The 20,826-nt window shown below is 60.8% G+C and carries 22 protein-coding genes and 3 tRNA genes; 13 read left to right on the top strand and 12 right to left on the bottom strand.

Going from position 1 to position 20,826, the window contains the following annotated elements; translation table 11 throughout:
• The first annotated feature begins 55 nt into the window (after positions 1-55).
• From BS630_RS35105 to BS630_RS35115, 3 genes are all read left to right on the top strand, one after another.
• Positions 56-130: transfer RNA gene (locus BS630_RS35105), tRNA-Glu, on the top strand.
• Between the two features lie 74 nt (positions 131-204).
• Positions 205-279 (top strand) — tRNA-Glu (locus tag BS630_RS35110).
• Between the two features lie 247 nt (positions 280-526).
• Positions 527-601, top strand: a tRNA-Glu gene (locus tag BS630_RS35115).
• A 49-nt stretch (positions 602-650) separates the two neighbouring features.
• Here BS630_RS35115 and recJ read toward each other — a convergent pair.
• From recJ to BS630_RS35140, 5 genes are all read right to left on the bottom strand, one after another.
• Complete coding sequence (recJ, locus tag BS630_RS35120; RefSeq protein ID WP_077981132.1) at positions 651-2,453, bottom strand: single-stranded-DNA-specific exonuclease RecJ; 1,803 nt, start codon at positions 2,451-2,453, stop codon at positions 651-653.
• A gap of 80 nt (positions 2,454-2,533) precedes the next feature.
• A complete protein-coding gene (locus BS630_RS35125) occupies positions 2,534-2,794 on the bottom strand; it encodes a hypothetical protein (protein ID WP_077981133.1) in 261 nt (86 codons plus the stop codon).
• 157 nt (positions 2,795-2,951) lie between these two features.
• Complete coding sequence (locus BS630_RS35130) at positions 2,952-4,277, bottom strand: homoserine dehydrogenase (protein ID WP_077981134.1); 1,326 nt, start codon at positions 4,275-4,277, stop codon at positions 2,952-2,954.
• Between the two features lie 61 nt (positions 4,278-4,338).
• Entirely contained in the window at positions 4,339-5,556 is a 1,218-nt protein-coding gene (locus BS630_RS35135; RefSeq protein ID WP_027684874.1) for an LL-diaminopimelate aminotransferase, read from the bottom strand.
• A gap of 221 nt (positions 5,557-5,777) precedes the next feature.
• The gene (locus tag BS630_RS35140) at positions 5,778-6,191 is read right to left on the bottom strand and encodes an SHOCT domain-containing protein (RefSeq protein ID WP_077981135.1); all 414 of its coding nucleotides are present in this window, start codon (positions 6,189-6,191) and stop codon (positions 5,778-5,780) included.
• Positions 6,192-6,341: 150 nt separating this feature from the next.
• On the opposite strand from BS630_RS35140, the gene BS630_RS35145 reads away from it, so the two are divergent.
• A complete protein-coding gene (locus BS630_RS35145) occupies positions 6,342-8,210 on the top strand; it encodes a PHA/PHB synthase family protein (protein WP_245310625.1) in 1,869 nt (622 codons plus the stop codon).
• Between the two features lie 205 nt (positions 8,211-8,415).
• Positions 8,416-9,759, top strand: a complete 1,344-nt coding sequence (locus BS630_RS35150; protein WP_077981137.1) for a DUF2778 domain-containing protein — start codon at positions 8,416-8,418, stop codon at positions 9,757-9,759.
• Between the two features lie 41 nt (positions 9,760-9,800).
• On the opposite strand, the gene BS630_RS35155 is transcribed toward BS630_RS35150, so the two are convergent.
• Positions 9,801-10,958: a pyridoxal phosphate-dependent aminotransferase gene (locus tag BS630_RS35155; RefSeq protein WP_077981279.1), complete on the bottom strand. Its 1,158-nt coding sequence runs from the start codon at positions 10,956-10,958 to the stop codon at positions 9,801-9,803.
• A 211-nt stretch (positions 10,959-11,169) separates the two neighbouring features.
• Between BS630_RS35155 and BS630_RS35160 the strand changes: the two genes are divergently transcribed.
• The 5 genes from BS630_RS35160 (at position 11,170) to aat (ending at position 15,000) form a co-directional block, all read left to right on the top strand.
• Complete coding sequence (locus tag BS630_RS35160) at positions 11,170-11,928, top strand: DsbA family protein (RefSeq protein ID WP_077981138.1); 759 nt, start codon at positions 11,170-11,172, stop codon at positions 11,926-11,928.
• Between the two features lie 161 nt (positions 11,929-12,089).
• Positions 12,090-12,527, top strand: coding sequence for a type II 3-dehydroquinate dehydratase (aroQ, locus tag BS630_RS35165; RefSeq protein ID WP_077981139.1), 438 nt, complete (start codon positions 12,090-12,092; stop codon positions 12,525-12,527).
• A 20-nt stretch (positions 12,528-12,547) separates the two neighbouring features.
• The gene (accB, locus tag BS630_RS35170; protein ID WP_017960236.1) at positions 12,548-13,018 is read left to right on the top strand and encodes an acetyl-CoA carboxylase biotin carboxyl carrier protein; all 471 of its coding nucleotides are present in this window, start codon (positions 12,548-12,550) and stop codon (positions 13,016-13,018) included.
• Positions 13,019-13,022: 4 nt separating this feature from the next.
• Positions 13,023-14,378 carry an acetyl-CoA carboxylase biotin carboxylase subunit gene (gene accC, locus BS630_RS35175; protein ID WP_017960235.1) on the top strand — a complete coding sequence of 452 codons (1,356 nt, stop codon included), beginning with the start codon at positions 13,023-13,025 and terminating at the stop codon, positions 14,376-14,378.
• 7 nt (positions 14,379-14,385) lie between these two features.
• Complete coding sequence (aat, locus tag BS630_RS35180) at positions 14,386-15,000, top strand: leucyl/phenylalanyl-tRNA--protein transferase (RefSeq protein WP_077981140.1); 615 nt, start codon at positions 14,386-14,388, stop codon at positions 14,998-15,000.
• Positions 15,001-15,110: 110 nt separating this feature from the next.
• On the opposite strand, the gene BS630_RS35185 is transcribed toward aat, so the two are convergent.
• The 3 genes from BS630_RS35185 to BS630_RS35195 form a co-directional block, all read right to left on the bottom strand.
• A complete protein-coding gene (locus BS630_RS35185) occupies positions 15,111-15,545 on the bottom strand; it encodes a DUF2155 domain-containing protein (protein WP_077981141.1) in 435 nt (144 codons plus the stop codon).
• Positions 15,546-15,660: 115 nt separating this feature from the next.
• A complete protein-coding gene (locus tag BS630_RS35190) occupies positions 15,661-16,059 on the bottom strand; it encodes an NADH:ubiquinone oxidoreductase subunit NDUFA12 (protein ID WP_077981142.1) in 399 nt (132 codons plus the stop codon).
• A 103-nt stretch (positions 16,060-16,162) separates the two neighbouring features.
• Positions 16,163-16,627 (bottom strand): GNAT family N-acetyltransferase, encoded by a 465-nt coding sequence (locus tag BS630_RS35195; protein ID WP_077981143.1) that lies wholly within the window; start codon positions 16,625-16,627, stop codon positions 16,163-16,165.
• A 57-nt stretch (positions 16,628-16,684) separates the two neighbouring features.
• Between BS630_RS35195 and BS630_RS35200 the strand changes: the two genes are divergently transcribed.
• Positions 16,685-17,287, top strand: a complete 603-nt coding sequence (locus BS630_RS35200; protein WP_077981144.1) for a hypothetical protein — start codon at positions 16,685-16,687, stop codon at positions 17,285-17,287.
• Here the strand turns inward: BS630_RS35200 and BS630_RS35205 are convergent.
• Both BS630_RS35205 and gatB read right to left on the bottom strand, forming a co-directional pair.
• Positions 17,284-17,784, bottom strand: coding sequence for a GNAT family N-acetyltransferase (locus BS630_RS35205; protein WP_077981145.1), 501 nt, complete (start codon positions 17,782-17,784; stop codon positions 17,284-17,286). The two genes, BS630_RS35200 and BS630_RS35205, sit on opposite strands and share 4 nt — an antisense overlap.
• A gap of 3 nt (positions 17,785-17,787) precedes the next feature.
• Entirely contained in the window at positions 17,788-19,290 is a 1,503-nt protein-coding gene (gene gatB / locus BS630_RS35210) for an Asp-tRNA(Asn)/Glu-tRNA(Gln) amidotransferase subunit GatB (RefSeq protein ID WP_077981146.1), read from the bottom strand.
• A gap of 129 nt (positions 19,291-19,419) precedes the next feature.
• Between gatB and BS630_RS35215 the strand changes: the two genes are divergently transcribed.
• Positions 19,420-19,731 carry a DUF1294 domain-containing protein gene (locus tag BS630_RS35215; protein ID WP_077981147.1) on the top strand — a complete coding sequence of 104 codons (312 nt, stop codon included), beginning with the start codon at positions 19,420-19,422 and terminating at the stop codon, positions 19,729-19,731.
• Positions 19,732-19,735: 4 nt separating this feature from the next.
• Here BS630_RS35215 and BS630_RS35220 read toward each other — a convergent pair whose 3' ends face one another.
• Positions 19,736-20,245 carry a GNAT family N-acetyltransferase gene (locus BS630_RS35220; RefSeq protein WP_077981148.1) on the bottom strand — a complete coding sequence of 170 codons (510 nt, stop codon included), beginning with the start codon at positions 20,243-20,245 and terminating at the stop codon, positions 19,736-19,738.
• 313 nt (positions 20,246-20,558) lie between these two features.
• On the opposite strand from BS630_RS35220, the gene BS630_RS35225 reads away from it, so the two are divergent.
• The gene (locus BS630_RS35225; protein WP_027666014.1) at positions 20,559-20,816 is read left to right on the top strand and encodes a YjhX family toxin; all 258 of its coding nucleotides are present in this window, start codon (positions 20,559-20,561) and stop codon (positions 20,814-20,816) included.
• The last annotated feature ends 10 nt before the right edge of the window (positions 20,817-20,826 follow it).

Genomic DNA, 20,826 nt, shown 5'->3' on the forward strand with positions numbered 1-20,826 from the left:
AATTCCGCTTGCGGGATTCAAAACGCCTGACTATAAGGGCGCCACCACGAAGGAAGCGCCCTTCGTCTATCGGTTAGGACACCAGATTTTCATTCTGGGAAGAGGGGTTCGACTCCCCTAGGGCGTACCACTTTCTCTCCATATAGAAGCCATCACTTCCGCTTGCAGAAGCCGGCGCGCGCTCCTATTTTAACGAGGCTGCCTGCGCCCTTCGTCTATCGGTTAGGACGACAGATTCTCATTCTGTAAAGAGGGGTTCGACTCCCCTAGGGCGTACCATCCCGATGATAGGCCGTCGTCATTCAATCGACGTCGGCCGGCGCTATCAGCCCCCTTGAGGAGAACCCTTCTGGTTCGCGCGACGCCGCCCATTCTAGACCGCCGGTTTGATTTTTCTCCGCTCCGCCGTAGCCTGCGCCTCGATTTTCCACAGCGGCAAATAAATCGGCGAAAACGATGATTTTTTCGCGCCTTGGCGCTTGCGGCCTTCGAAGGTGCTGACTATAAGGGCGCCACCACGAAGGAAGCGCCCTTCGTCTATCGGTTAGGACACCAGATTTTCATTCTGGGAAGAGGGGTTCGACTCCCCTAGGGCGTACCACTTTCTCTCCCTTGTCACTTTCCATCGTCAGCGCTCGCGCGCTGCCATTTCATTTCGCCGGCGCAGCATCGCAGACGCGCAGCTGGATACGGCGTGCGCCCTGGTAATGGTCGGCACCGAGCGAACCCGCGACATGCAGGCTGGCGCCGCGTGAATTGATGAGAAGATTACCAAGGGGCGTATCGGCGGCGCGGAAGGCGATGCCGTCGAGCCGCGATCCGTCCATCGCCTCCAGCGTCACCTTCACATGTTTCTCGCCGACCAGGCGGGCGTCTCGCACCCTATGCGCCGGCACGGCAAAGAGCGGCTGTGCGTGGCCCGAGCCATAGGGGCCGGCGGCCTCCAGGCGGTCGATGAGTTCGAGGGTAGCGCCGCTTGCGCCGATCGCGCCGTCGATCTTCAGCGTCTCGTTGGCGACGAGGCCGGCAACCGTCCTTGCCGCCCTCTCGGTGAAGAAGGTCCTCAGCCTGCCGAGGTCGGCACGCTCGACCGTCAGGCCTGCGGCCATGGCGTGGCCGCCGCCCTTGACGAGCAGACCCTCGTCGACCGCAGCCCGGACCATCCTGCCCATGTCGAAGCCGTTGATGGAGCGGCCCGAGCCGGTGCCGCGGCCTGAGGGATCGAAGGCGATCGCAAAGGCAGGTCGTTTGAACTTTTCCTTCAGCCGCGCCGCAATCAGCCCGACGATACCGGGATGCCATTTCTCATGGGCGGTAACGATGACGGAGGCGCCCTCGCCATCGCCATATTCGGCAAGCGCCTCGGCTTCAGCCTCCTGCAGCATGATCGCCTCCATCGCCTGGCGTTCGCGGTTGAGCTCGTCCAGGCGCTGCGCGATCACATCAGCCTCGCCAGGATCGTCGAGCGTCAGCAGCCGGCTTCCGAGTGCCGCGTCGCCGATCCGCCCACCGGCATTGATGCGCGGGCCGATCAGGAAGCCGAAATGATAGGGCGTCACCGGGCCGGCGAGCCCCGCCTTGCGGAAGAGTGCTGCCAGTCCAGCATTGCTCTGGTGGCGGGCAGCGACCAGCCCCTTTACGACATAGGCGCGATTGAGGCCCTTCAGCGGCACGACATCGCAAATCGTCGCAAGAGCCACGATATCCAGCCACTGCAGCAGGTCGATCGCCAGGATGCGCTTGTTACCGGCCGCGCGCAGCAGCCGGAGCGTCGCGACCAGCACCATGAAGACGACGCCGGCCGCGCAAAGATGCCCCTGCCCCGAGAGATCGTCCTCGCGGTTCGGGTTGACCAGCGCATAGCAGCGCGGCAGCTCATGTGTCACCTGGTGGTGATCGATGACGACGACATCGATAGCGCGCGCGGCAGCGGCGGCCAGCGCCTCGTGGCTGGTGGAGCCGCAATCGACGGTCACGATCAGCTGAGCGCCATTGTCGATCAACTGGTTGATCGCCGCCGGATTGGGGCCGTAACCTTCGAAGACGCGGTCAGGAATATAGATGGTCGCCCTGACGCCGAAATGGCTGAGAAAACGAAACATCAGCGCAGAGGAGGCTGCGCCGTCCACGTCGTAGTCGCCGAAGATGGCGACGCTCTCGCCGCGCTCGATCGCGCGCAGAAGGCGGGTCGCGGCCTTTTCGCAATCGGTCAGCTTATGGGGATCGGGCATCAGGCTGCGGATCGTCGGATCGAGGAATTCGATCGCCTCGTCTACCGTCACGCCGCGCCCGGCAAGCACCCGGGCGATCAGATCCGGCAGTCCGTGGATCTGCGACATGGCCAGCGCGCGGTTCTGCCCTGCTTGGTCGAGCCGCGCCACCCAGCGATTGTCGAGCGCGGATTTCTCCACGCCGAGAAATGCGCGCTGTACGGGGTCGACGAGATCTGCCATGCCACACTCCGCTGACTTCATCTGCTCTTTCTACAGGAGCAGCGGAGATAACATAGCGATGGATTTGCAGACACGGATTTTTACCAGAATACTGCCCAGACGATCAGGGCGATGCCGCCTAGTTGCACCAGGATGACGGAGAAGAGGGTAAGAAGAATAGCCCAGTTACGGCCTTCCGGGCTTTCGTCGTCGTCATAGGCCTCATTGGGGGCCTCGTCGGAGGGGTGGTCACGAACCGCATCACGGTTCGTCTCAGGAACGTCCTCAAACACACCAGGATGATCGGGAGGTTCCTCTTCCGGGCGACCATACCCCTTCCCGGCATGGCTGTCCTTGTTCACGATATTCTCCAAAGCCGGCGACTCCCTCTCCCGGCTTATTTATATCAATGTTTCGGTATCTGTTAATATAAGTTTTCGTGAGAGCGGTTAGGCAATAAAAAACCCGCCCTGCGTGCACAGAGCGGGTCAGCCATCCCGGATTGTGGCAAAAAAAAGGTCAGCCTTCCTCTTTCGGCCGCTCGATACGAATCACCTGCGGTTCGCCGAAGAGGTAACCTTCCGACTTGATCGAGGCGACTGCCTTGCGCACCGACTCTTCCATCGTCGCATGGGTGACGAGAATGATCGTCTGGTGGTGCGATGGCGCCAGATGCTGCTTGGAGCGCTGGACGATCGATTCCAGCGAGATGTTGTTTTCGGCCATGCGGGTTGCGACGCTGGCAAAGACGCCGGTGCGGTCGAGCACGGTCAGGCGGATGAAATAGCCGCCCTCGTGGCTCTGCATCTGCGCCTTGCGGTAGGGTTCAAGCGTCGCCGCGGGATGGCCGAGCACCGGCACGCGCTGGGCGCCCGGCTGGCTCTTGGCGATATCGGCGATATCGCCAAGCACCGACGAGGCCGTGGCATTGCCGCCGGCGCCAGGGCCGACCATCAGCAGTTCGCCGAGCACGTCGGATTCGATCGCCACTGCATTGGTGACGCCGTCGACCTGGGCGATGACCGAATCGACCGGCACCATTGTGGGATGGACGCGCTGCTCGATGCCGGTATCGGTGCGCTGGGCAACGCCCAAGAGCTTGATGCGATAACCGAGTTCGGCTGCAGCGTGGATATCCTCGATCGAGATGTTGGTGATGCCTTCGAGATAGATGTCGTCGGCCGCGATCTGATTGCCGAAGGCGAGCGTGGTCAGGATGGAAAGCTTGTGGGCCGTGTCGTTGCCCTCGATATCGAAGGCCGGATCGGCCTCGGCATAACCCAGCCGCTGCGCCTCCTTCAGGCATTCGGCGAATGAAAGCCCCTCCTTCTCCATCTTGGTCAGGATGTAATTGCAGGTGCCGTTCATGATGCCATAGATGCGCGAGACGGAATTGCCCGTCAGCGATTCACGCAGCGCCTTGATGACCGGGATGCCGCCTGCGACCGCCGCCTCGAAGTTCAGTAGCGACCCCTTCTCCTCGGCGATCGTCGCAAGCTCGACGCCGTGATAGGCAAGCAGCGCCTTGTTGGCTGTCACCACATGGAGACCACGCTGGAGTGCGGTGCGCACGGAGATGTTGGCCGCCCCTTCGGCGCCGCCCATCAGCTCGACGAAGACGTCGATTTCGCCCTTTTCGGCAAGCTCCTCCGGCCGGTCGAACCAGGTAACAGCGGAAAGATCGATGCCGCGGTCCCTTGCCCTGTCACGCGCGGAGACCGCCGTGATGGTGATCGGACGCCCGCAGGTGACGGCAAGCTCGTTGCTTTTCTGCTGAATGATGCGGACAAGCGAGGCGCCAACGGTGCCCAAGCCCGCAATGCCGATTTTGAGGGCATCTGCCATGGATCGATCCTGAAATGTCTGTGTGGCGGCAGCCGCATGACGCGGCTGCCCAACGGTTGGATTAGCGGTGTGCGTTCAGCGAGATGACATTGTGCATCGTCTCGTCTGCCGTCGACATGAACTTCTTGATGTTGCGCGCAGCCTGGCGGATGCGGTGTTCGTTTTCGACAAGCGCCAGACGGACGTAGTCGTCGCCCATTTCGCCGAAGCCGATGCCCGGGGCAACGGCGACGTCGGCCTTCTCGACCAGCAGCTTGGAGAATTCCAGCGAACCGAGATGACGGAACTTTTCGGGGATCTTCGCCCAGGCGAACATCGTCGCAGCTGGCGGCGGCACGTCGAACCCGGCCTTGCCGAAGCTTTCGACCATGACGTCGCGGCGACGTTTATAGACGTTGCGGACTTCCGCAATGTCGGAGCCGTCGCCGTTCAGCGCATGCGTCGCCGCCACCTGGATCGGCGTGAAGGCGCCGTAGTCGAGATAGGACTTGACGCGGGTGAGTGCCGCGATCAGCCGCTCGTTGCCGACGGCAAAGCCCATGCGCCAGCCGGGCATGGAAAAGGTCTTCGACATCGAGGTGAACTCGACGGTCACGTCCATTGCACCCGGCACTTCGAGAACCGACGGCGGCGGGGAGCCGTCGAAGTAGATTTCCGAATAGGCAAGGTCGGAGAGCACGATGATGTCGTGCTTCTTGGCGAAGGCGATGACGTCCTTGTAGAAATCGAGCGTCGCGACAAAAGCCGTCGGGTTCGAGGGATAGTTGAGGATCAGCGCCAAGGGCTTCGGGATCGAATGCCGGACGGCACGTTCGAGCGGTTCGAAGAAGCTCGCATCCGGCTCCACCGACATGGAACGGATCACGCCGCCCGCCATCAGGAAGCCGAAGGCGTGGATCGGATAGGTAGGGTTCGGGCAGAGGATCACGTCGCCAGGCGCGGTGATTGCCTGCGCCATGTTGGCGAAGCCTTCCTTGGAGCCCAAGGTGGCGACCACCTGGGTATCCGGGTTGAGCTTGACGCCGAAACGGCGGGCATAATAGGCGGCCTGGGCGCGGCGCAGGCCCGGAATGCCCTTGGAAGAGGAATAGCGATGCGTGCGCGGATCCTGCACGACCTCACACAGCTTGTCGACGATCGACTGGGGAGTGGGAAGGTCGGGGTTTCCCATGCCGAGATCGATGATATCGGCGCCGCCCGCTCGCGCGCTTGCCTTCAAACGGTTGACCTGTTCGAAAACATAAGGCGGCAAACGCCGGACTTTGTGAAACTCTTCCATCTCATTCCCCATGGAAAGGCGGCATTTCGGGCCGCAGTCGAAGTTCGTTCCGTCTCCCGGCGGCTGCGACACGAACTTCAGAATCGCAACGCCGTATTCATCAGACCCAAGCGACGCGGCGAATCTTTGACGGAAAGGCCGCGTAACGCGCTTTATCGGGAAAATTGTATCTTCCGATCCTTGCCGAAGGCTTTGCGTCCAAATTGCCTGAAAGGCAAGGTCTATTTGGAGATTTCAGACAGCGTATCGGTGCCGTGCTCGGCGGCGAGACGCCGCATTTCCGCGACCTTGGCCTGATATTCGGCTTCCGAAAGCGCGCCCGCCTTGCGCCGGGCGGCAAGTGCCGTCAGCTGATGCTGCAGGTCAGCCGCCTGCTCGTCGCTCATCTGCACATTGGCGGCGGTCAGCGGCGCGCCGAAATTCGGATAGCCGTCCGGGTATTTTGCCAGGCCACCCTCGGCCGCCTCGCCCTTGGTGGCCGGCATGACGACGGCGGTCGGCGCCGCTCGTTTGGCGGCGGCGGCGGCTTTTTGTTCCGCCGTCAGATTGCATCCGGCAAGAGCCATCGCCGCCGCGGCGCAGATCAGTGCGGTGCGGTTAAAGGTTGCGATGTGCCGAATGCCGTTCTTCGTCATGCCTCAAAAATCCAGTTTTGACTGCTTCGACTGTTAAATTTGTCGCAGCCACAAAGCAATAGCATGAGCCGACGCGGGTGGAACTTGTTTTCTCGTTCGATCACGATGTACAACGACTGGATAAAAAGAGTGGTGCTGCCGCCGGAGGAAATGGTGACCGACAGCAAGCAGGAGAATGGCGGCCAAAAGAATGGCGAAAAGGCCGGCTTCGACGCGACCGATCTCGATCCCTATCTGCTGAAGGATCCTGAGGCCATGGCGATGAATTTCGCTCGGGCGCTCGAAAATCTCGGACAAGCAGCATCTGCCTGGCTTGCGCCGCGCGAACGCGGCGAGATCAGCGAAAGCGCCGCCGATCCGATGACCGACATGGTCAAGACGCTTTCCAAGGTCACCGAATACTGGATTTCCGATCCGCGCCGCACCTTCGAGGCACAGACGCAGCTGATGTCCTCGTTCTTCGGCATCTGGATGCGCTCGATGCAGCGCATGCAAGGCACGCGCGGCATGCAGGGCGATCCCACGCCTCCCGAGCCGGACACCCGCAAGGACAAGCGCTTTTCGGACGAGGACTGGGAGAAGAATCCGTTCTTCGATTTTCTTCGCCAGGTCTATTTCGTCACGACCGACTGGGTAGAAAAGATGGTGTCGGAGACCGAGGGCCTCGACGAGCACACCAAACACAAGGCCGGCTTCTACGTGAAGCAGATTACGGCAGCGCTTTCGCCGACCAACTTCATTGTCACCAATCCGCAGCTCTACCGCGAGACGATCGCGACCAGCGGCGCCAATCTGGTGCGCGGGATGAAGATGCTGGCCGAGGATATCGCTGCCGGACATGGCGACCTTCGCCTTCGCCAGACCGACATGACGAAATTCGCCGTCGGCCGCGATATGGCGCTGACGCCAGGCAAGGTGATCGCCCAGAACGACATCTGCCAGATCATCCAGTACGAGGCTTCGACCGAAACGGTGCTGAAGCGGCCGCTTCTGATCTGCCCGCCCTGGATCAACAAGTTCTATATTCTCGACCTCAACCCGCAAAAATCCTTCATCAAATGGTGCGTCGACCAGGGGCAGACGGTCTTCGTCATTTCCTGGGTCAACCCGGATGCGCGCCACGCCGACAAGGACTGGGCGGCCTATGCCCGCGAGGGCATCGATTTCGCGCTGGCAACGGTCGAGAAGGCCACCGGCGAGAAGGACGTCAACGCCGTCGGCTACTGCGTCGGCGGCACGCTGCTTGCGGCAACACTGGCGCTGCATGCCAAGGAGAAGAACAAGCGTATCAAGACCGCGACACTCTTCACCACCCAGGTCGACTTCACCCATGCCGGCGACCTCAAAGTCTTCGTCGACGAGGAGCAGCTTGAAGCGCTCGAAGAGCATATGCAGGCGGCCGGCTATCTCGACGGCACGAAGATGTCGATGGCCTTCAACATGTTGCGCGCCTCCGAGCTGATCTGGCCTTATTTCGTCAACAACTACCTCAAGGGCCAGGATCCCCTGCCCTTCGACCTGTTGTTCTGGAATGCCGATTCGACCCGCATGGCGGCGGCAAACCATGCTTTCTACCTGCGCAATTGCTATCTCAAGAACGCGCTGACGCAGAACGAGATGATCCTCGACGGCAAGTCCGTGTCGCTGAAGGACGTGAAGATCCCGATCTACAATCTCGCCACCCGCGAGGATCACATCGCACCTGCCAAGTCCGTCTTCCTCGGCAGCCGGTTCTTCGGCGGCAAGGTGGAATTCGTCGTGACCGGCTCCGGACACATCGCCGGCGTCGTTAATCCGCCCGACAGGAAGAAGTATCAATTCTGGACGGGCGGCCCCGCCAAGGGAGACTACGAGACCTGGCTCGAGCACGCGACGGAGACCCCGGGATCATGGTGGCCGCATTGGCAGGCCTGGATCGAGACGCATGACGGCAGGCGCGTGCCGGCCCGCAAACCTGGCGGCGATGCATTGAACGCGATCGAGGAAGCGCCGGGAAGTTATGTGATGGAGCGCGCCTGAGAAGGCCCAACACATCTCTTTTGAGACGTCGAGAGACAGAGCGACGCCGCGTAAACAAATTAGAAACCATAATTCGTCATCCTTGCGAGACAGTCGGAAGTCGCGGTTGGTCTAAATTCGGCCCATTTGCGCCTGTACCGGCCCCGGCGAAGTGTATCAGTCAGTGCCGCCGGCCTGCGTAGCGAGTTTGAAAGACGAGTGTAGTATGGCGTGTGCGGTTGGGACGTTCGATGACGTCACCCCTCTTGGCGGATCTGCTTTCCGTTGGCGCAGATCTCGCGGTTTCCTTTACGGTGTTGTCGGCGCCGGATTTCTGACCTCCACCTGGCTGATCGCGACCTTCGCGACGATGCACTCGATAGCCACTCCCTATTCTCCGTCCGATCGCCTGGCACAGCTCGGCGCTGCGCCGAAGGTGGCGCCTTCAACGCGCCATGAGAGGCTGATCCATGTCGGCAAGGCCGACCGGCTGGCCGCCTTCGATGCGAAGCCGAAGGTCCCGCTGACGGCGAGCCGCATTCAATCCCATGCCGAAAAGACCGCCGCCGCTGCGACGGCGCTTGCGGTTCTCGCCAAAAACAATCGGCTCGCAATGGCTGCCGAACAGCCGGTCGTGGCGGCGATCTCCGACAGCGCCAAATTCCGCAAGGACGATGTGATCGCGGCGGCGCCGGTCGAGCTCGCCTCGGCAGAGACGGAAGAAGAAGAAGACGGCGACCGGATCATCGTTCCGTCGAAAGAAGCCGTCGCCGCAGCCGAACTCCCGACCCTGCTGGCTCTTGCCGATGCCGGATCCCGGCAAATCGCGCCGGCTCCGGTCGAGCCAACCGCATCTCCCCTCAAAACGGCCTCCATTCCCGCATCGGCACCAGCTCCGGTGGTTGTCGCCGCCGCGGAAGACGCGCCACCCTTCGATCTCGTGCTGGCGCCGAACGAGGATTCGGTGCCGCTGCCGATGGCGCGTCCTGACGGACTCGTCGGCAAACCGACACCGCTCTCCAAGGGGTCTGAGCGCTCTGGCGAGCCTGTGCTTGCCTACGCCCAGCCGAACGCGCCGATCGAGGATGACGAGGACGATGCAGTACCGCGCTACGACAAGCCGGTCTTCTCGCCGAAGCTGCGCGCAGGCGTAGCGATCTACGATATCGAGAACAGCACCGTCTATCTGCCGAACGGCGAGCGGCTCGAGGCCCATTCCGGGCTCGGCAAGATGCGCGACAAGCCGCGTTTCGCCAACAAGAAGATGCACGGACCGACGCCGCCGCACACCTATGTTCTTACCATGCGCGAGAGCCTTTTCCACGGCGTCGAGGCGCTGCGGCTGACACCGATCGAGGGTTCGGACGCCATCTATGACCGTGTCGGCCTGCTTGCCCACACCTACATGCTCGGCAAGAACGGCGATTCCAACGGCTGCGTCTCCTTCAAGGACTACCGCCGCTTCCTCGCCGCCTACAAACGCGGCGACATCAAGCAGCTCGTCGTGGTGCCGCGGCTGAACAACAAACCGTCTTCGACGCTTGCCTCGCTGTTTTCGCGGCGCAGCTGAGGATTGGAGAGCGCACCGCCGCTTGCCCGGCAGCGGACGCGCTACTTCAGCCAGGCTGCGATTCGCTCCACCGCCTCGGCGATCTCCGCTTGCGAGCCCGCGTAGGACAGACGCAGCGTTCGATTTCCCTCCAGCGGATCAAAATCGAGACCGGGCGTAGCGGCGACGTCGATTTCCGCGAGCATGCGCTTGGCAAAGCCCATGCTGTCATTGGTGAAGCGGGTGACGTCGAGATAGGCGTAGAAGGCCCCGTCCATCGGCGAGGCAATCGATAACCCGATCTGCGGCAGTCGCCGCATCAGCAAGTCGCGGTTGCCGGCGTAACTAGCCTTGTAATGATCGAGCTCGGCGCCGGCGCTGAGAGCGGCCGTGGCGGCAATCTGGGAAAGCTCCGGCGGGGATATATAGAGGCTCTGCGCCACCCGCTCGATCGGCCGAACCAGGCGTTCCGGCAGTACCATCCAGCCGATTCGCCAGCCGGTCATGCAATAGTATTTAGAAAAAGAGTTGATGACGATCGCCTCGTCGGTCAGCTCCAGCGCGCTCGCCTCCTCGCCGGCGAAGGTCAGCCCGTGGTAGATTTCATCGGAGATGAAGGCGATGGAATGGGCCGCGCAGTAATCCGAAAGCGCCTTCAGCCCCTCGCGGCCGGTCACCGTACCGGTCGGGTTGGCGGGGCTTGCGAGCAGCACGCCTTTCAGCGTGATGCCGCTCTCCTTCTGCGCCGCTTCGAGGCTTTGCGGCGTCAGGGTGAAGTGGGTCTCGGCCGTTACCGGCACTTCGAGAACCTTCAGACCCAGCGCGCCGAGGATATTGCGATAGGCGGGATAACCGGGTCTTGCGATCGCCACCGCATCGCCGGCATCGAAGAGCGACAGGAAGGCGAGATTGAAGCCGGCCGAGGAACCTGTGGTGATGGCGATGCGTTTGGGATCGATCTCCAGGCCGTGGCGATCCTTGTAGTGCCAGGCGAGCGCCGATTTCAGCCGTGCCGTCCCCAGCGCATCGGTATAACCGATCCGGCCTTCGGCAAGGGCTGCGCGCGCTGCTTCGAGGGCCGCCTGAGGCGCCGGATGCGAGGGCTGGCCAACCGCCATCGAGATCACCGGATGGCCGCTCGCACGCCGCTTCGTCGCCTCGGCCAGGACGTCCATGGCGTGAAAAGGCTCGACTTCGCTGCGTTTCGATATGGAAAACAAGATCGTTTCTCGCTCAGCTTCTTCAATCACGGCCCGACAATTGCCGCATTAATCGGCTCATCACAATCCCGCGAGGGCCGCGCGGGGATGAAAAATTCTGGTTTGAGCAGAACCGAACGCACCGTACCTTGACGCGACGCATTCAAGTCCATTAACCCGGCGACGGTCTTCTTAACGAAGAGACGACCATATCGCCGATGACGAGGATATCATGGCATTCTTCCCGAAGACCTTCACCGCACTGGCGCTTGCCGCATCGATCGCCCTTCCGCTTCCGGCGGCAGCGCTCGACGACCAGCAGAAGAAGGAGTTCGGCGAATTCATCAAGCAATACCTGCTCGAGAACCCCGAGATCATGCTCGAAGTCCAGGATGCGCTGCAGAAGAAGCAGGAGGCCCAGCGGTCGGTGAAGGCCAATATGGCGATCGAAGAGAACAGCACCAACATCTTCGAATCGAAGAACGACGTCACGCTCGGCAATCCCAAGGGCGATGTCACTGTCGTCGAATTCTTCGATTATAATTGCAGCTACTGCCGCCATGCGCTTCCCGACATGCAGGCGATGCTAAAGAAGGACAAGAACGTCCGTTTCGTCCTCAAGGAATTCCCGATCCTCGGGCCGGATTCGGTCGCCGCGCACAAGGTGGCCGACGCCTTCCGGAAGCTCGCACCGGAGAAATATGCCGATTTCCACACCGCCCTTCTCGGCACCGAAGGCCGTGCCTCTGACGAAACAGCGGTCGCGGTCGCTGCCTCGCTCGGCGTCAGCGAGGACAAGATCCGCGCCGAGATGGCAAAGAGCCCGAATGACGGGATCGTCCAGGCGACCTACCAGCTCGCCTCCAGTCTCGGCATCAGCGGCACGCCGTCCTACGTGATCGGCAACGAACTGGTGCCCGGCGCCGTCGGGCTCGACGATCTCGAAGCCAAGGTCAAGAACATGCGCAGCTGCGGCAAGACCACCTGCTAAGCAAACCAGTCGCCAGCCGGCAGCCCATCAAATCGCCAAAATCGAAGTGTTTCAACCATGTGGACAAATGTGGCACGATTGCCGCTGGCCAATCCGTAAGGGCTTTCATTCAGCCTTCGCGGAGTCTATAGGTTGCCGTCGTACATTTTACGGAACATTCGATGACGCAAACGATTTTTGTCCTGAACGGCCCCAACCTGAACATGCTGGGCAAACGAGAGCCCGGCATTTATGGCGGCAAGACGCTCAAGGACATCGAGGCGGACTGCAAGGCCGCAGGCCGCGAACTCGGCCTCGATATCGATTTCCGCCAGAGCAACCATGAAGGCACGCTCGTCGATTGGTTCCATGAGGCCGACGAAAAGTCCGTCGGCGTTGCCATCAATGCAGGCGCCTATACGCATACATCGGTCGCGCTGCATGATGCGATCCGCGCTATTTCCATTCCCGTCGTCGAGCTCCACATATCCAACGTGCATGCACGGGAAGAATTCCGCCACAAGTCGATGATCGCGCCGGCATGCAAAGGCGTGATCTGCGGCTTCGGGCCTCACAGCTACATCCTGGCGCTCCACGCGCTGAAGAACATCACGGCATAAGAAGAAGACAGGGCAACACCATGGCTGAAAAGAAATCGGGTATCGACCAGGCACTGATCCGCGATCTCGCCAATATTCTGAACGAAACGGATCTGACGGAGATCGAGGTCGAGCAGGATGACCTGCGCATCCGCGTTTCACGCGCCGGCACGCCGCAATATGTCCAGGCGCCGATCGCAGCACCTGGTTATGCCGCGCCCGCAGCCGCCGCTGCGGCAGCCGTTGCTGCGCCTGCCGCAGCTCCCAGCCGCAACCCGGCCAATGTCGTCAATGCACCGATGGTGGGTACCGTCTATATGGCGCCGGCTCCGGGCGCGCGTCCGTTCATCGAAGTCGGCGCAACCGTCAAGGAAGGCCAGACGTTGATCATCATCGAAGCGATGAAGACCATGAACCAGATCCCCTCGCCGAAGTCAGGCAAGGTGACCGAGATCCTCGTCGATGACGGACATCCCGTCGAATACGGCCAAGCCCTCGTCGTCATCGAATAGGCCGATGCCCATGATCTCGAAAATCCTCATCGCCAATCGCGGGGAAATCGCCCTTCGCGTGCTCCGGGCCTGCAAGGAGCTCGGCATCGCCTGCGTCGTGGTCCATTCCACCGCCGACGCCGATGCCATGCATGTGCGCCTTGCAGACGAAAGTGTCTGCATCGGCCCGCCCTCCTCGCGCGAGAGCTATCTCAACATCCACCAGATTGTCGCCGCCTGCGAGATCACCGGCGCCGACGCCGTGCATCCGGGCTACGGCTTTCTGTCGGAGAATGCCAAGTTCGCCGATATCCTCGAAGCCCACGGCATTACTTTCATTGGGCCGACGGCGGACCATATCCGCATCATGGGCGACAAGATCACCGCCAAGACGACGGCGCTCGAGCTCGGCATTCCCGTCGTTCCGGGCTCGGACGGCGAAGTGAAGACCGAAGAGGATGCGCTGAAGACGGCGGCTGAAATCGGCTATCCCGTGCTGATCAAGGCCACTGCCGGCGGCGGCGGGCGTGGCATGAAGGTCGCCAAGAGCGAAGCCGATTTGATCGAAGCCTGGTCGACGGCGCGCACGGAGGCGGCAGCCGCCTTCGGCAACGATGCCGTCTACATGGAAAAATATCTCGGCAAGCCGCGCCACATCGAAATTCAGGTGTTCGGTGACGGGGAAGGCAATGCCATCCATCTCGGCGAGCGCGACTGCTCGCTGCAGCGGCGCCATCAGAAAGTCTGGGAGGAGGCGAATTCGCCGGCACTCAACGTCGAGCAGCGCATGAAGATCGGCCAGGTCTGCGCCGACGCCATGAAGAAGCTGAAATATCGCGGCGCCGGCACGATCGAATTCCTCTACGAAAACGGCGAGTTCTATTTCATCGAAATGAACACCCGCCTGCAGGTGGAGCATCCGATCACCGAAGCGATCACCGGCATCGACCTCGTGCACGAGCAGATCCGCGTCGCTTCCGGCGGCGGTCTCTCGGTGACGCAGGACGAAGTGCATTTTTCCGGTCACGCCATCGAGTGCCGTATCAATGCCGAGCACCCGCGCACCTTCGTGCCTTCGCCGGGCACGATCACGCATTTCCACGCGCCGGGCGGCCTCGGCGTGCGCATCGATTCCGGTGCCTATCAGGGCTACAAAATCCCGCCTTATTACGACAGCCTGATCGGCAAGCTGATCGTGCACGGCCGTACCCGCGTCGAATGCATGATGCGCCTGCGCCGGGCGCTCGACGAATTCGTCGTCGACGGCATCAATACGACGCTGCCGCTGTTCCAGGATCTCGTCTCCAACCAGGATATCGCCAACGGCGATTACGACATCCATTGGCTGGAAGACTACCTCGCCAACACACCGGCGGCATAGGACAGGAATGGCAGGATCGCGCAGGAAGTCACCAGGCATAACCCCTGACATTCTCCTGCGCGCCTATTCCATCGGCCTGTTCCCGATGGCCGAATCCGCCGACGACCCGGAGATCTTCTGGGTCGAACCGGAACTGCGCGGCGTGCTGCCGCTCGACCATTTCCATGTGTCGAAAAGCCTGGCCAAGGCGGTGCGCAAGAAGCCCTTCGAGATCCGTTTCGATTACGCGTTCGATCAGGTCATCGCCGCCTGTGCGGAGGAGACGTCCGGGCGCCCGAGCACCTGGATCAACAGGACGATCAGATCGCTTTATTCGACGCTCTTCGACATGGGCCATGCCCATACCGTCGAAGCCTGGGAGGGCGATGAGTTGGTCGGCGGCCTCTACGGCGTCTCGCTCGGCTCGGCCTTCTTCGGCGAAAGCATGTTTTCGCGCCGGACGGATGCCTCGAAGATCTGCCTCGTTCATCTGGTAGACCGGCTGCGGGAAAGGGGCTTCACCCTGCTTGACACCCAGTTCACCACCGAGCACCTGAAAACATTCGGAGCGATCGACGTTCCGAAGGCCGATTATGCCGCGATGCTCGCCGCGGCGATGGAATCGCCGCATCTGGAATTCTGAGGATTGTTTTCAGAGTAAAATCCGGCAGACAACATCGCCCCTTGCCACACGCCGGGTTGAGGAAGATGCGGCAGACCAGCGAAGACGCAGTTACTTCGCCGAAGACGCAGTTACTTCGCCTTGGCGCCGTCAGGCGCCGGGACATCCGAACTTGCCTTGCATTCTTTCAGCCAGACGTCGTAGATCGGGTGCTCGACAGCGTTGAGGCCGGGGCTGGCGGCGAACATCCAGCCGGTGAAGATGCGGCGGATTTTGCGGTCGAGGGTGATCTCGTCGACCTCGACGAAACCGTCGATCTTCTGTGCTTCCGACTGGTCGCGCGAATAACAGGCCTTCGGTGTCACCTGCAGCGCACCGAACTGCACCGTCTCGTTGACATAGACGTCGAAGGTCGTGATGCGGCCGGTGATCTTGTCGAGGCCGGAAAAGACGGCAACCGGATTTTCGATGCGTGCGGCATGTGCCGCAACTGGCGGAAGCAGGGCCGAGAGCGCCAGCAGCGATCCGGCGGCACGCAGGACCATGTTCCGCGTGAAGAGCTTCATATGTACCCGTCTCCAGACATTTTCAGTTCACAGCCGCGGTCAAGCGCGGCCAACCTGCGGGTAAAGGTCAATTGTGGCCAAAAGCCGGGTCTTGGGATCGCCCGGTCGAGCCGTCTCAGTTGCCTGGCGTCCAGGCGTCGTAATCGCCGGTGACGCGCGGACGCTCGCCCGGAACGGCGATGGAACCCGGCGGACGATAGGCCTGCGGCGAACCGGTATGGTTGGGCCGGTGCGGCTTCTGCCAATCTTTGGCGATGTAGCTCTCCTTGGAGGGGGGAACATCGGTGCGATGATGCATCCAGCCATGCCAGCCCGGCGGAATGGCGGAGGCTTCGGCATAACCCTTGTAGATCACCCAACGCTTCGGCAGACCGTAGGAGGACATGCCGCCTTCGTAGTAGACGTTGCCGAATTCATCCTCGCCGACGCGCTTGCCAAAACGCCAGGTCGCAAAACGCGTGCCCATCGTCTGACCGTTCCACCAGGTAAAGGTCTGAACCAGAAGATTCCACATGTCTTTTCCTTGTGCCCGCCAGATGCGAGCCAAACCAGAATTCGTTTCCTCGCTTATGCCGTCGCCAAGCCGAATTGTCCAGCGATTCCACGACGGCCATGGGTCATTTCAAAGCCATCTTGAAGCCGAGGTGAGAGGGCTTGAAGCCCAGCCTTTCATAGAAACGGTGGGCATCCTTGCGCACTGCATTCGAGGTCAACGCTACCCGCCCGATACCGCGGCCTTTTGCCTCGGCAATGGCGAATTCGATCATCAGTCCGCCGACCCCCTGCCCGCGCATATCGGCGCGCGTCTGCACCGCCTCGATAATCATCGCCGAGGAGCCACGACCGGTGAGCGAGGTCGTCACCATCGTCTGAAATGTGCCGACGACCTCGCCTCTGCGCTCTGCGACGTAAAGCGTCTGGTCAGGCGAAGCCTCGATGGCGACGAAGGCCCTGACGTAATCGGGAAAGGCTTCGGGGTCGGTTGTATCGCCGTGACCGCCGAGCGCATCGGCGGCAAACATAGCCACCAGAGCCGGCAGGTCGTCCTTGCGAGCTTCACGGATATTCAAATCTTGTGGCATCACACTTTTCTACCTATGTAAAATCGGACGATGATTGTTGCGGAAGGAAAAAGACGGATGTTCTTGAGCGATATCCGTGAGGTCAGATACTCCGCCAGGGATATTCGGCTTAGAATTGCACTATCAACACTGGTGATAATTGTCTTCGGCTTCTGGATTTTCGATAGGACCTTGAATTCGTTTTTCCTGTCTCTGCTCTGTGGGCCGCCAATTGCGTACTACTTATTTTGCAATCTTTATGTCCTGATCTTTTCATCCAATAAGACGATCATTGCGATAGGCCCAAATGGCTTCAAAGATCTTCGGCTAATGCAAGAATTAATTCCGTGGCCGGCAGTCGCACGCATCGAGGCTGCGGCACCCACCCTGGCGCAAAGGATTCTACGAACAATTTTTCTGGTTCTGGGCAACCTGTTGTCCGCATCGCCGGGAACGGACGCAGAGGGCACCGGAAATACAATCGCTGTCTGGTGCCGACCAGACGGCATTCAGGGTCGCAAACCGATGTTCTCACTATTCCATACCGCACGTGCCACGAATGATCTTCGGCAACTGCGCATCGAAACGAGTGGTCTTACCGTCAGCAAGGAGCGACTGATGCAACTGCTCCAGACCTACCACACCCACCACAGCAAGGCACTCAACGATACAGGCGTTTAACCCGCCAAGCGCTTTTCCAACACCAATGCCGGAATGCCGGATTGTCCGGCCCCGCTATTTTCGTTGCGTCCGACCTCAGTGAAGCCATGCGTGCGATAGAAGGCGATCGCCGCAGCATTCTGCGGTTCGACTTCGAGGCGCATGATCTCGGCATCGGGAAAGCAGGTTTCGAGCTCAGCGAAGATATCGCGGCCGACACCCTGGCGCTGCAGCGCCGGCCTGACATAGAGGAGATGCAGCATGACCGTCCTCGTCAATTGCTGCGACATTGCCGCATAACCCATGCCGCCGATATTGCGGCCGTCATCGGCAACGAGGAATTCGACATCCTTTCGCACGAGGCGCGTCTTCAGCGCCGCCGGCGAAAAGAGATGGGCGATCAGATCCGCCACCTTGGCTCTGCCATGCAGGCTGTCATAGGTGGCATGAAAGCTCTCCACCAAGAGGGTGCGCACCTTCTCCAGGTCGCGCTCGCCGGCGGTGCGGACGAAATACACCGGTTACTCCTCGATGCCGAGCTTCGCCTTGACGAGGGCCTGGACAGCCTGCGGATTGGCCTTGCCGCTGGTCGCCTTCATCACCTGGCCGACGAACCATGCCGCCATGGTCGGCTTCGCCTTGACCTTTTCAACCTGGTCCGGATTGGCGGCGATGATCTCGTCCACGGCCTTTTCGATTGCGCCGGTATCCGTCACCTGCTTCATGCCGCGCGCCTCGACGATCTCGGCGGGATCGCCGCCCTCGGTGAGCACGATCTCGAAGAGATCCTTGGCGATCTTGCCGGAGATGGTTCCCGCCTTGATGAGATCGATGATAGCGCCGAGCTGGGCCGGCGAAACCGGCGTCTGCTCGATGTCCTTGCCGGTGCGGTTCAGCGCGCCGAGCAGATCGTTGATCACCCAGTTGGCGGCCGTCTTGCCGTCACGGCCTGCGGCGACGGCTTCGAAATAGTCGGCGATCGCTTTTTCGGAAACGAGCACCGAGGCGTCGTAGATCGACAGGCCGAGCTCGCGCACGAAGCGCTCCTTCTTGTCGTCAGGCAGTTCCGGCAGATCGGCTTCGAGCGCCTTGATGAAGGCGTCGTCGAATTCGAGCGGCAGCAGGTCCGGATCGGGGAAATAACGATAGTCGTGCGCATCCTCCTTGGAGCGCATCGAACGCGTCTCGCCCTTGTTCGGGTCGAAGAGGCGGGTCTCCTGATCGATCTTGCCGCCGTCCTCCAGAATGCCGATCTGGCGACGGGCTTCATATTCGATCGCCTGGCCGATGAAACGGATGGAGTTGACGTTCTTGATCTCGCAACGCGTGCCGAATTCCTCGCCCGGACGGCGGACGGAGACGTTGACGTCGGCGCGCATCGAGCCCTCGTCCATGTTGCCGTCGCAGGTGCCGAGATAACGCACGATCGAGCGCAGCTTGGTCATATAGGCCTTGGCCTCGTCGGACGAGCGCATGTCGGGCTTGGAGACGATCTCCATCAGCGCAACGCCGGAACGGTTGAGATCGACATAGGACATGGTCGCGTGCTGGTCATGCATCGACTTGCCGGCATCCTGCTCCAGATGCAGGCGCTCGATGCCGATCTCGATATCCTCGAACTGGCCCTGGCGATCCGGCCCGAGCGAAATGACGATCTTGCCCTCGCCGACGATCGGATCCTTGAACTGCGAGATTTGATAGCCCTGCGGCAGGTCGGGATAGAAATAGTTCTTGCGATCAAACAAGGAGCGCTTGTTGATCTGGGCTTTCAGGCCGAGGCCGGTGCGAACGGCCTGCTTGACGCATTCCTCGTTGATGACGGGCAGCATGCCGGGCATGGCAGCGTCGACCATCGAGACATTCGAATTCTGCGGCTTGCCGAACTCCGTCGAAGCGCCGGAGAAGAGCTTCGAATTGGACAGCACCTGGGCATGGACTTCCATGCCGACGATGACTTCCCAGTCGCCGGTGGCGCCCGGGATGAAGCGTTTCGGATCAGGCGTGCGGACGTCGACAAGGGTCATCTGATGCTCTTTACAGGCTGTTCTTTTCCACTGGTGAGGTAAAGGAAATGGCGTGCCGGTGCAAGGCTTTCGCCATGGGGCGCATCGCTGTTTTGCCGTCCATTAACGCAGCCGCGGTAGGGTTCCCCTATGACGATGATCGATATTCTCAAATGGGCCTTCCTGTTTCTGGCGCTGAACCTTTTGGTGTTTTCGATCTATCTCAGGGACAAGCAGGCGGCCCGCCACGGCAAGCGGCGCATCAGCGAGCGCACGCTTCTTTTGCTTGCGCTGATCGGCGGCAGCCTTGGCGCGGCGGCGGCACAGCAGCTGTTGCGGCACAAGACGAGAAAGGAGCCGTTCCGGTCAATCCTGGCGGCGATCCTGATCCTGCATGGCGCACTGATTGGTGCGCTGGCCTTCGTGCCGCAATGGAGCTTTCTGCTTCCTCAGGATTTTTGAAGCGTCAGAATTCCTGCCCATATCCACCTTGGCCGTCCGAAACGAGCTGTTTCGTCAATCCAACGGAGGGTACGTCTCGATCAAGCTTCGGATTGTAGGCGACCGAGAGCCAATGGATGCTATAGCCGTGCTTCCGGAAGAAGCCGATCGCCTCGCTGTTGCCGGAATGGGTCTGCATCGCCGCCTTCTCGAAGCCCTGATCGGCGATCTCGTTTTCGATGCGGACGAGAAGAGCCGAACCGAGGCCCTGGCGGGTGAAGGCGGGATCGATCCAGAAATCCGAGATGGTTTCGTCCAATCCCTCGCGTGCTGCCCAGCCTGCGACCTGGCCGTTCTGCTCGACGACGGTGATGGTTAGCCAGTCGTTTTCCACGAAATTCCGGAAGGCGCTGCGCGCCGCGTCAATCATCGCGTCCGATTCGCCGATCGACGCCATCGCCTTTTGCCAGGCCCTCAGCCCGATCTCGCTCAATAGCTCCGCTTCACCGTCGCGGGCATTGCGAATGTGGATCAACGACACCTCCGCGTTACCCCGCAACTAGACCATTGAGTCGCGAATTTTACCAGTAGCTCCAACGGGATGATCGACAGAAACCGCGGTTTTCGACTGGTTTTTGAGAGGCAAGTACGCTCTTGACCGAATTTTCCGGGCTGAATAATAGGTCTTATCGAGGTGTTTTATGTTGAGCCTGCCTGAGACCCGGTAAAGGCCCTGCCCGCAAGTTTTCTTGCGCGCATGGGCCCGAAAAAAACGAAGCCCTGACGTTCGAATGAGCGCCAGATCGTTTTTGTGCGCCCTGCCGGGCGCGAATACCGGATCTCAACACATGGACATTTCTCGCACGGAGCAGCGCATCCTGCATCTCATGGCCCAAGGCGGCCGCATTGAAATTACCCGCGACGACGACAGGAAGATCGAAGCGGTCAGTTGCTTCACTCGCGACGGCTGGCTCTATCCCGGCGTCGACCTCGATCTCTTCCGCAGGCTGAAGCGACTGAAGGCAATCAAGTCCTCAGGCGGCCACCCCTACCGGATCACCGAAAGAGGGCTGAGATTGGTCAGGTCGCAGCTGAACAACAGGTAATAGTGGCACT

Source organism: Rhizobium laguerreae, from assembly GCF_002008165.1.
GTDB lineage: Bacteria > Pseudomonadota > Alphaproteobacteria > Rhizobiales > Rhizobiaceae > Rhizobium > Rhizobium laguerreae.

Bases quoted from the DNA above. Each gene is read 5' to 3' on its own strand.
- aroQ (WP_077981139.1), top strand. From the start codon at position 12,090: ATGACGCAAACGATTTTTGTCCTGAACGGCCCCAACCTGAACATGCTG.
- BS630_RS35160 (WP_077981138.1), top strand. From the start codon at position 11,170: ATGGCATTCTTCCCGAAGACCTTCACCGCACTGGCGCTTGCCGCATCG.
- BS630_RS35135 (WP_027684874.1), bottom strand. From the start codon at position 5,556: ATGGAAGAGTTTCACAAAGTCCGGCGTTTGCCGCCTTATGTTTTCGAA.
- aat (WP_077981140.1), top strand. From the start codon at position 14,386: ATGGCAGGATCGCGCAGGAAGTCACCAGGCATAACCCCTGACATTCTC.
- gatB (WP_077981146.1), bottom strand. From the start codon at position 19,290: ATGACCCTTGTCGACGTCCGCACGCCTGATCCGAAACGCTTCATCCCG.
- BS630_RS35130 (WP_077981134.1), bottom strand. From the start codon at position 4,277: ATGGCAGATGCCCTCAAAATCGGCATTGCGGGCTTGGGCACCGTTGGC.
- BS630_RS35225 (WP_027666014.1), top strand. From the start codon at position 20,559: ATGGACATTTCTCGCACGGAGCAGCGCATCCTGCATCTCATGGCCCAA.
- BS630_RS35145 (WP_245310625.1), top strand. From the start codon at position 6,342: ATGGTGACCGACAGCAAGCAGGAGAATGGCGGCCAAAAGAATGGCGAA.
- BS630_RS35195 (WP_077981143.1), bottom strand. From the start codon at position 16,627: ATGCCACAAGATTTGAATATCCGTGAAGCTCGCAAGGACGACCTGCCG.
- BS630_RS35190 (WP_077981142.1), bottom strand. From the start codon at position 16,059: ATGTGGAATCTTCTGGTTCAGACCTTTACCTGGTGGAACGGTCAGACG.
- accB (WP_017960236.1), top strand. From the start codon at position 12,548: ATGGCTGAAAAGAAATCGGGTATCGACCAGGCACTGATCCGCGATCTC.
- recJ (WP_077981132.1), bottom strand. From the start codon at position 2,453: ATGGCAGATCTCGTCGACCCCGTACAGCGCGCATTTCTCGGCGTGGAG.
- BS630_RS35200 (WP_077981144.1), top strand. From the start codon at position 16,685: ATGTTCTTGAGCGATATCCGTGAGGTCAGATACTCCGCCAGGGATATT.
- BS630_RS35150 (WP_077981137.1), top strand. From the start codon at position 8,416: ATGGCGTGTGCGGTTGGGACGTTCGATGACGTCACCCCTCTTGGCGGA.
- BS630_RS35215 (WP_077981147.1), top strand. From the start codon at position 19,420: ATGACGATGATCGATATTCTCAAATGGGCCTTCCTGTTTCTGGCGCTG.
- BS630_RS35185 (WP_077981141.1), bottom strand. From the start codon at position 15,545: ATGAAGCTCTTCACGCGGAACATGGTCCTGCGTGCCGCCGGATCGCTG.
- accC (WP_017960235.1), top strand. From the start codon at position 13,023: ATGCCCATGATCTCGAAAATCCTCATCGCCAATCGCGGGGAAATCGCC.
- BS630_RS35140 (WP_077981135.1), bottom strand. From the start codon at position 6,191: ATGACGAAGAACGGCATTCGGCACATCGCAACCTTTAACCGCACCGCA.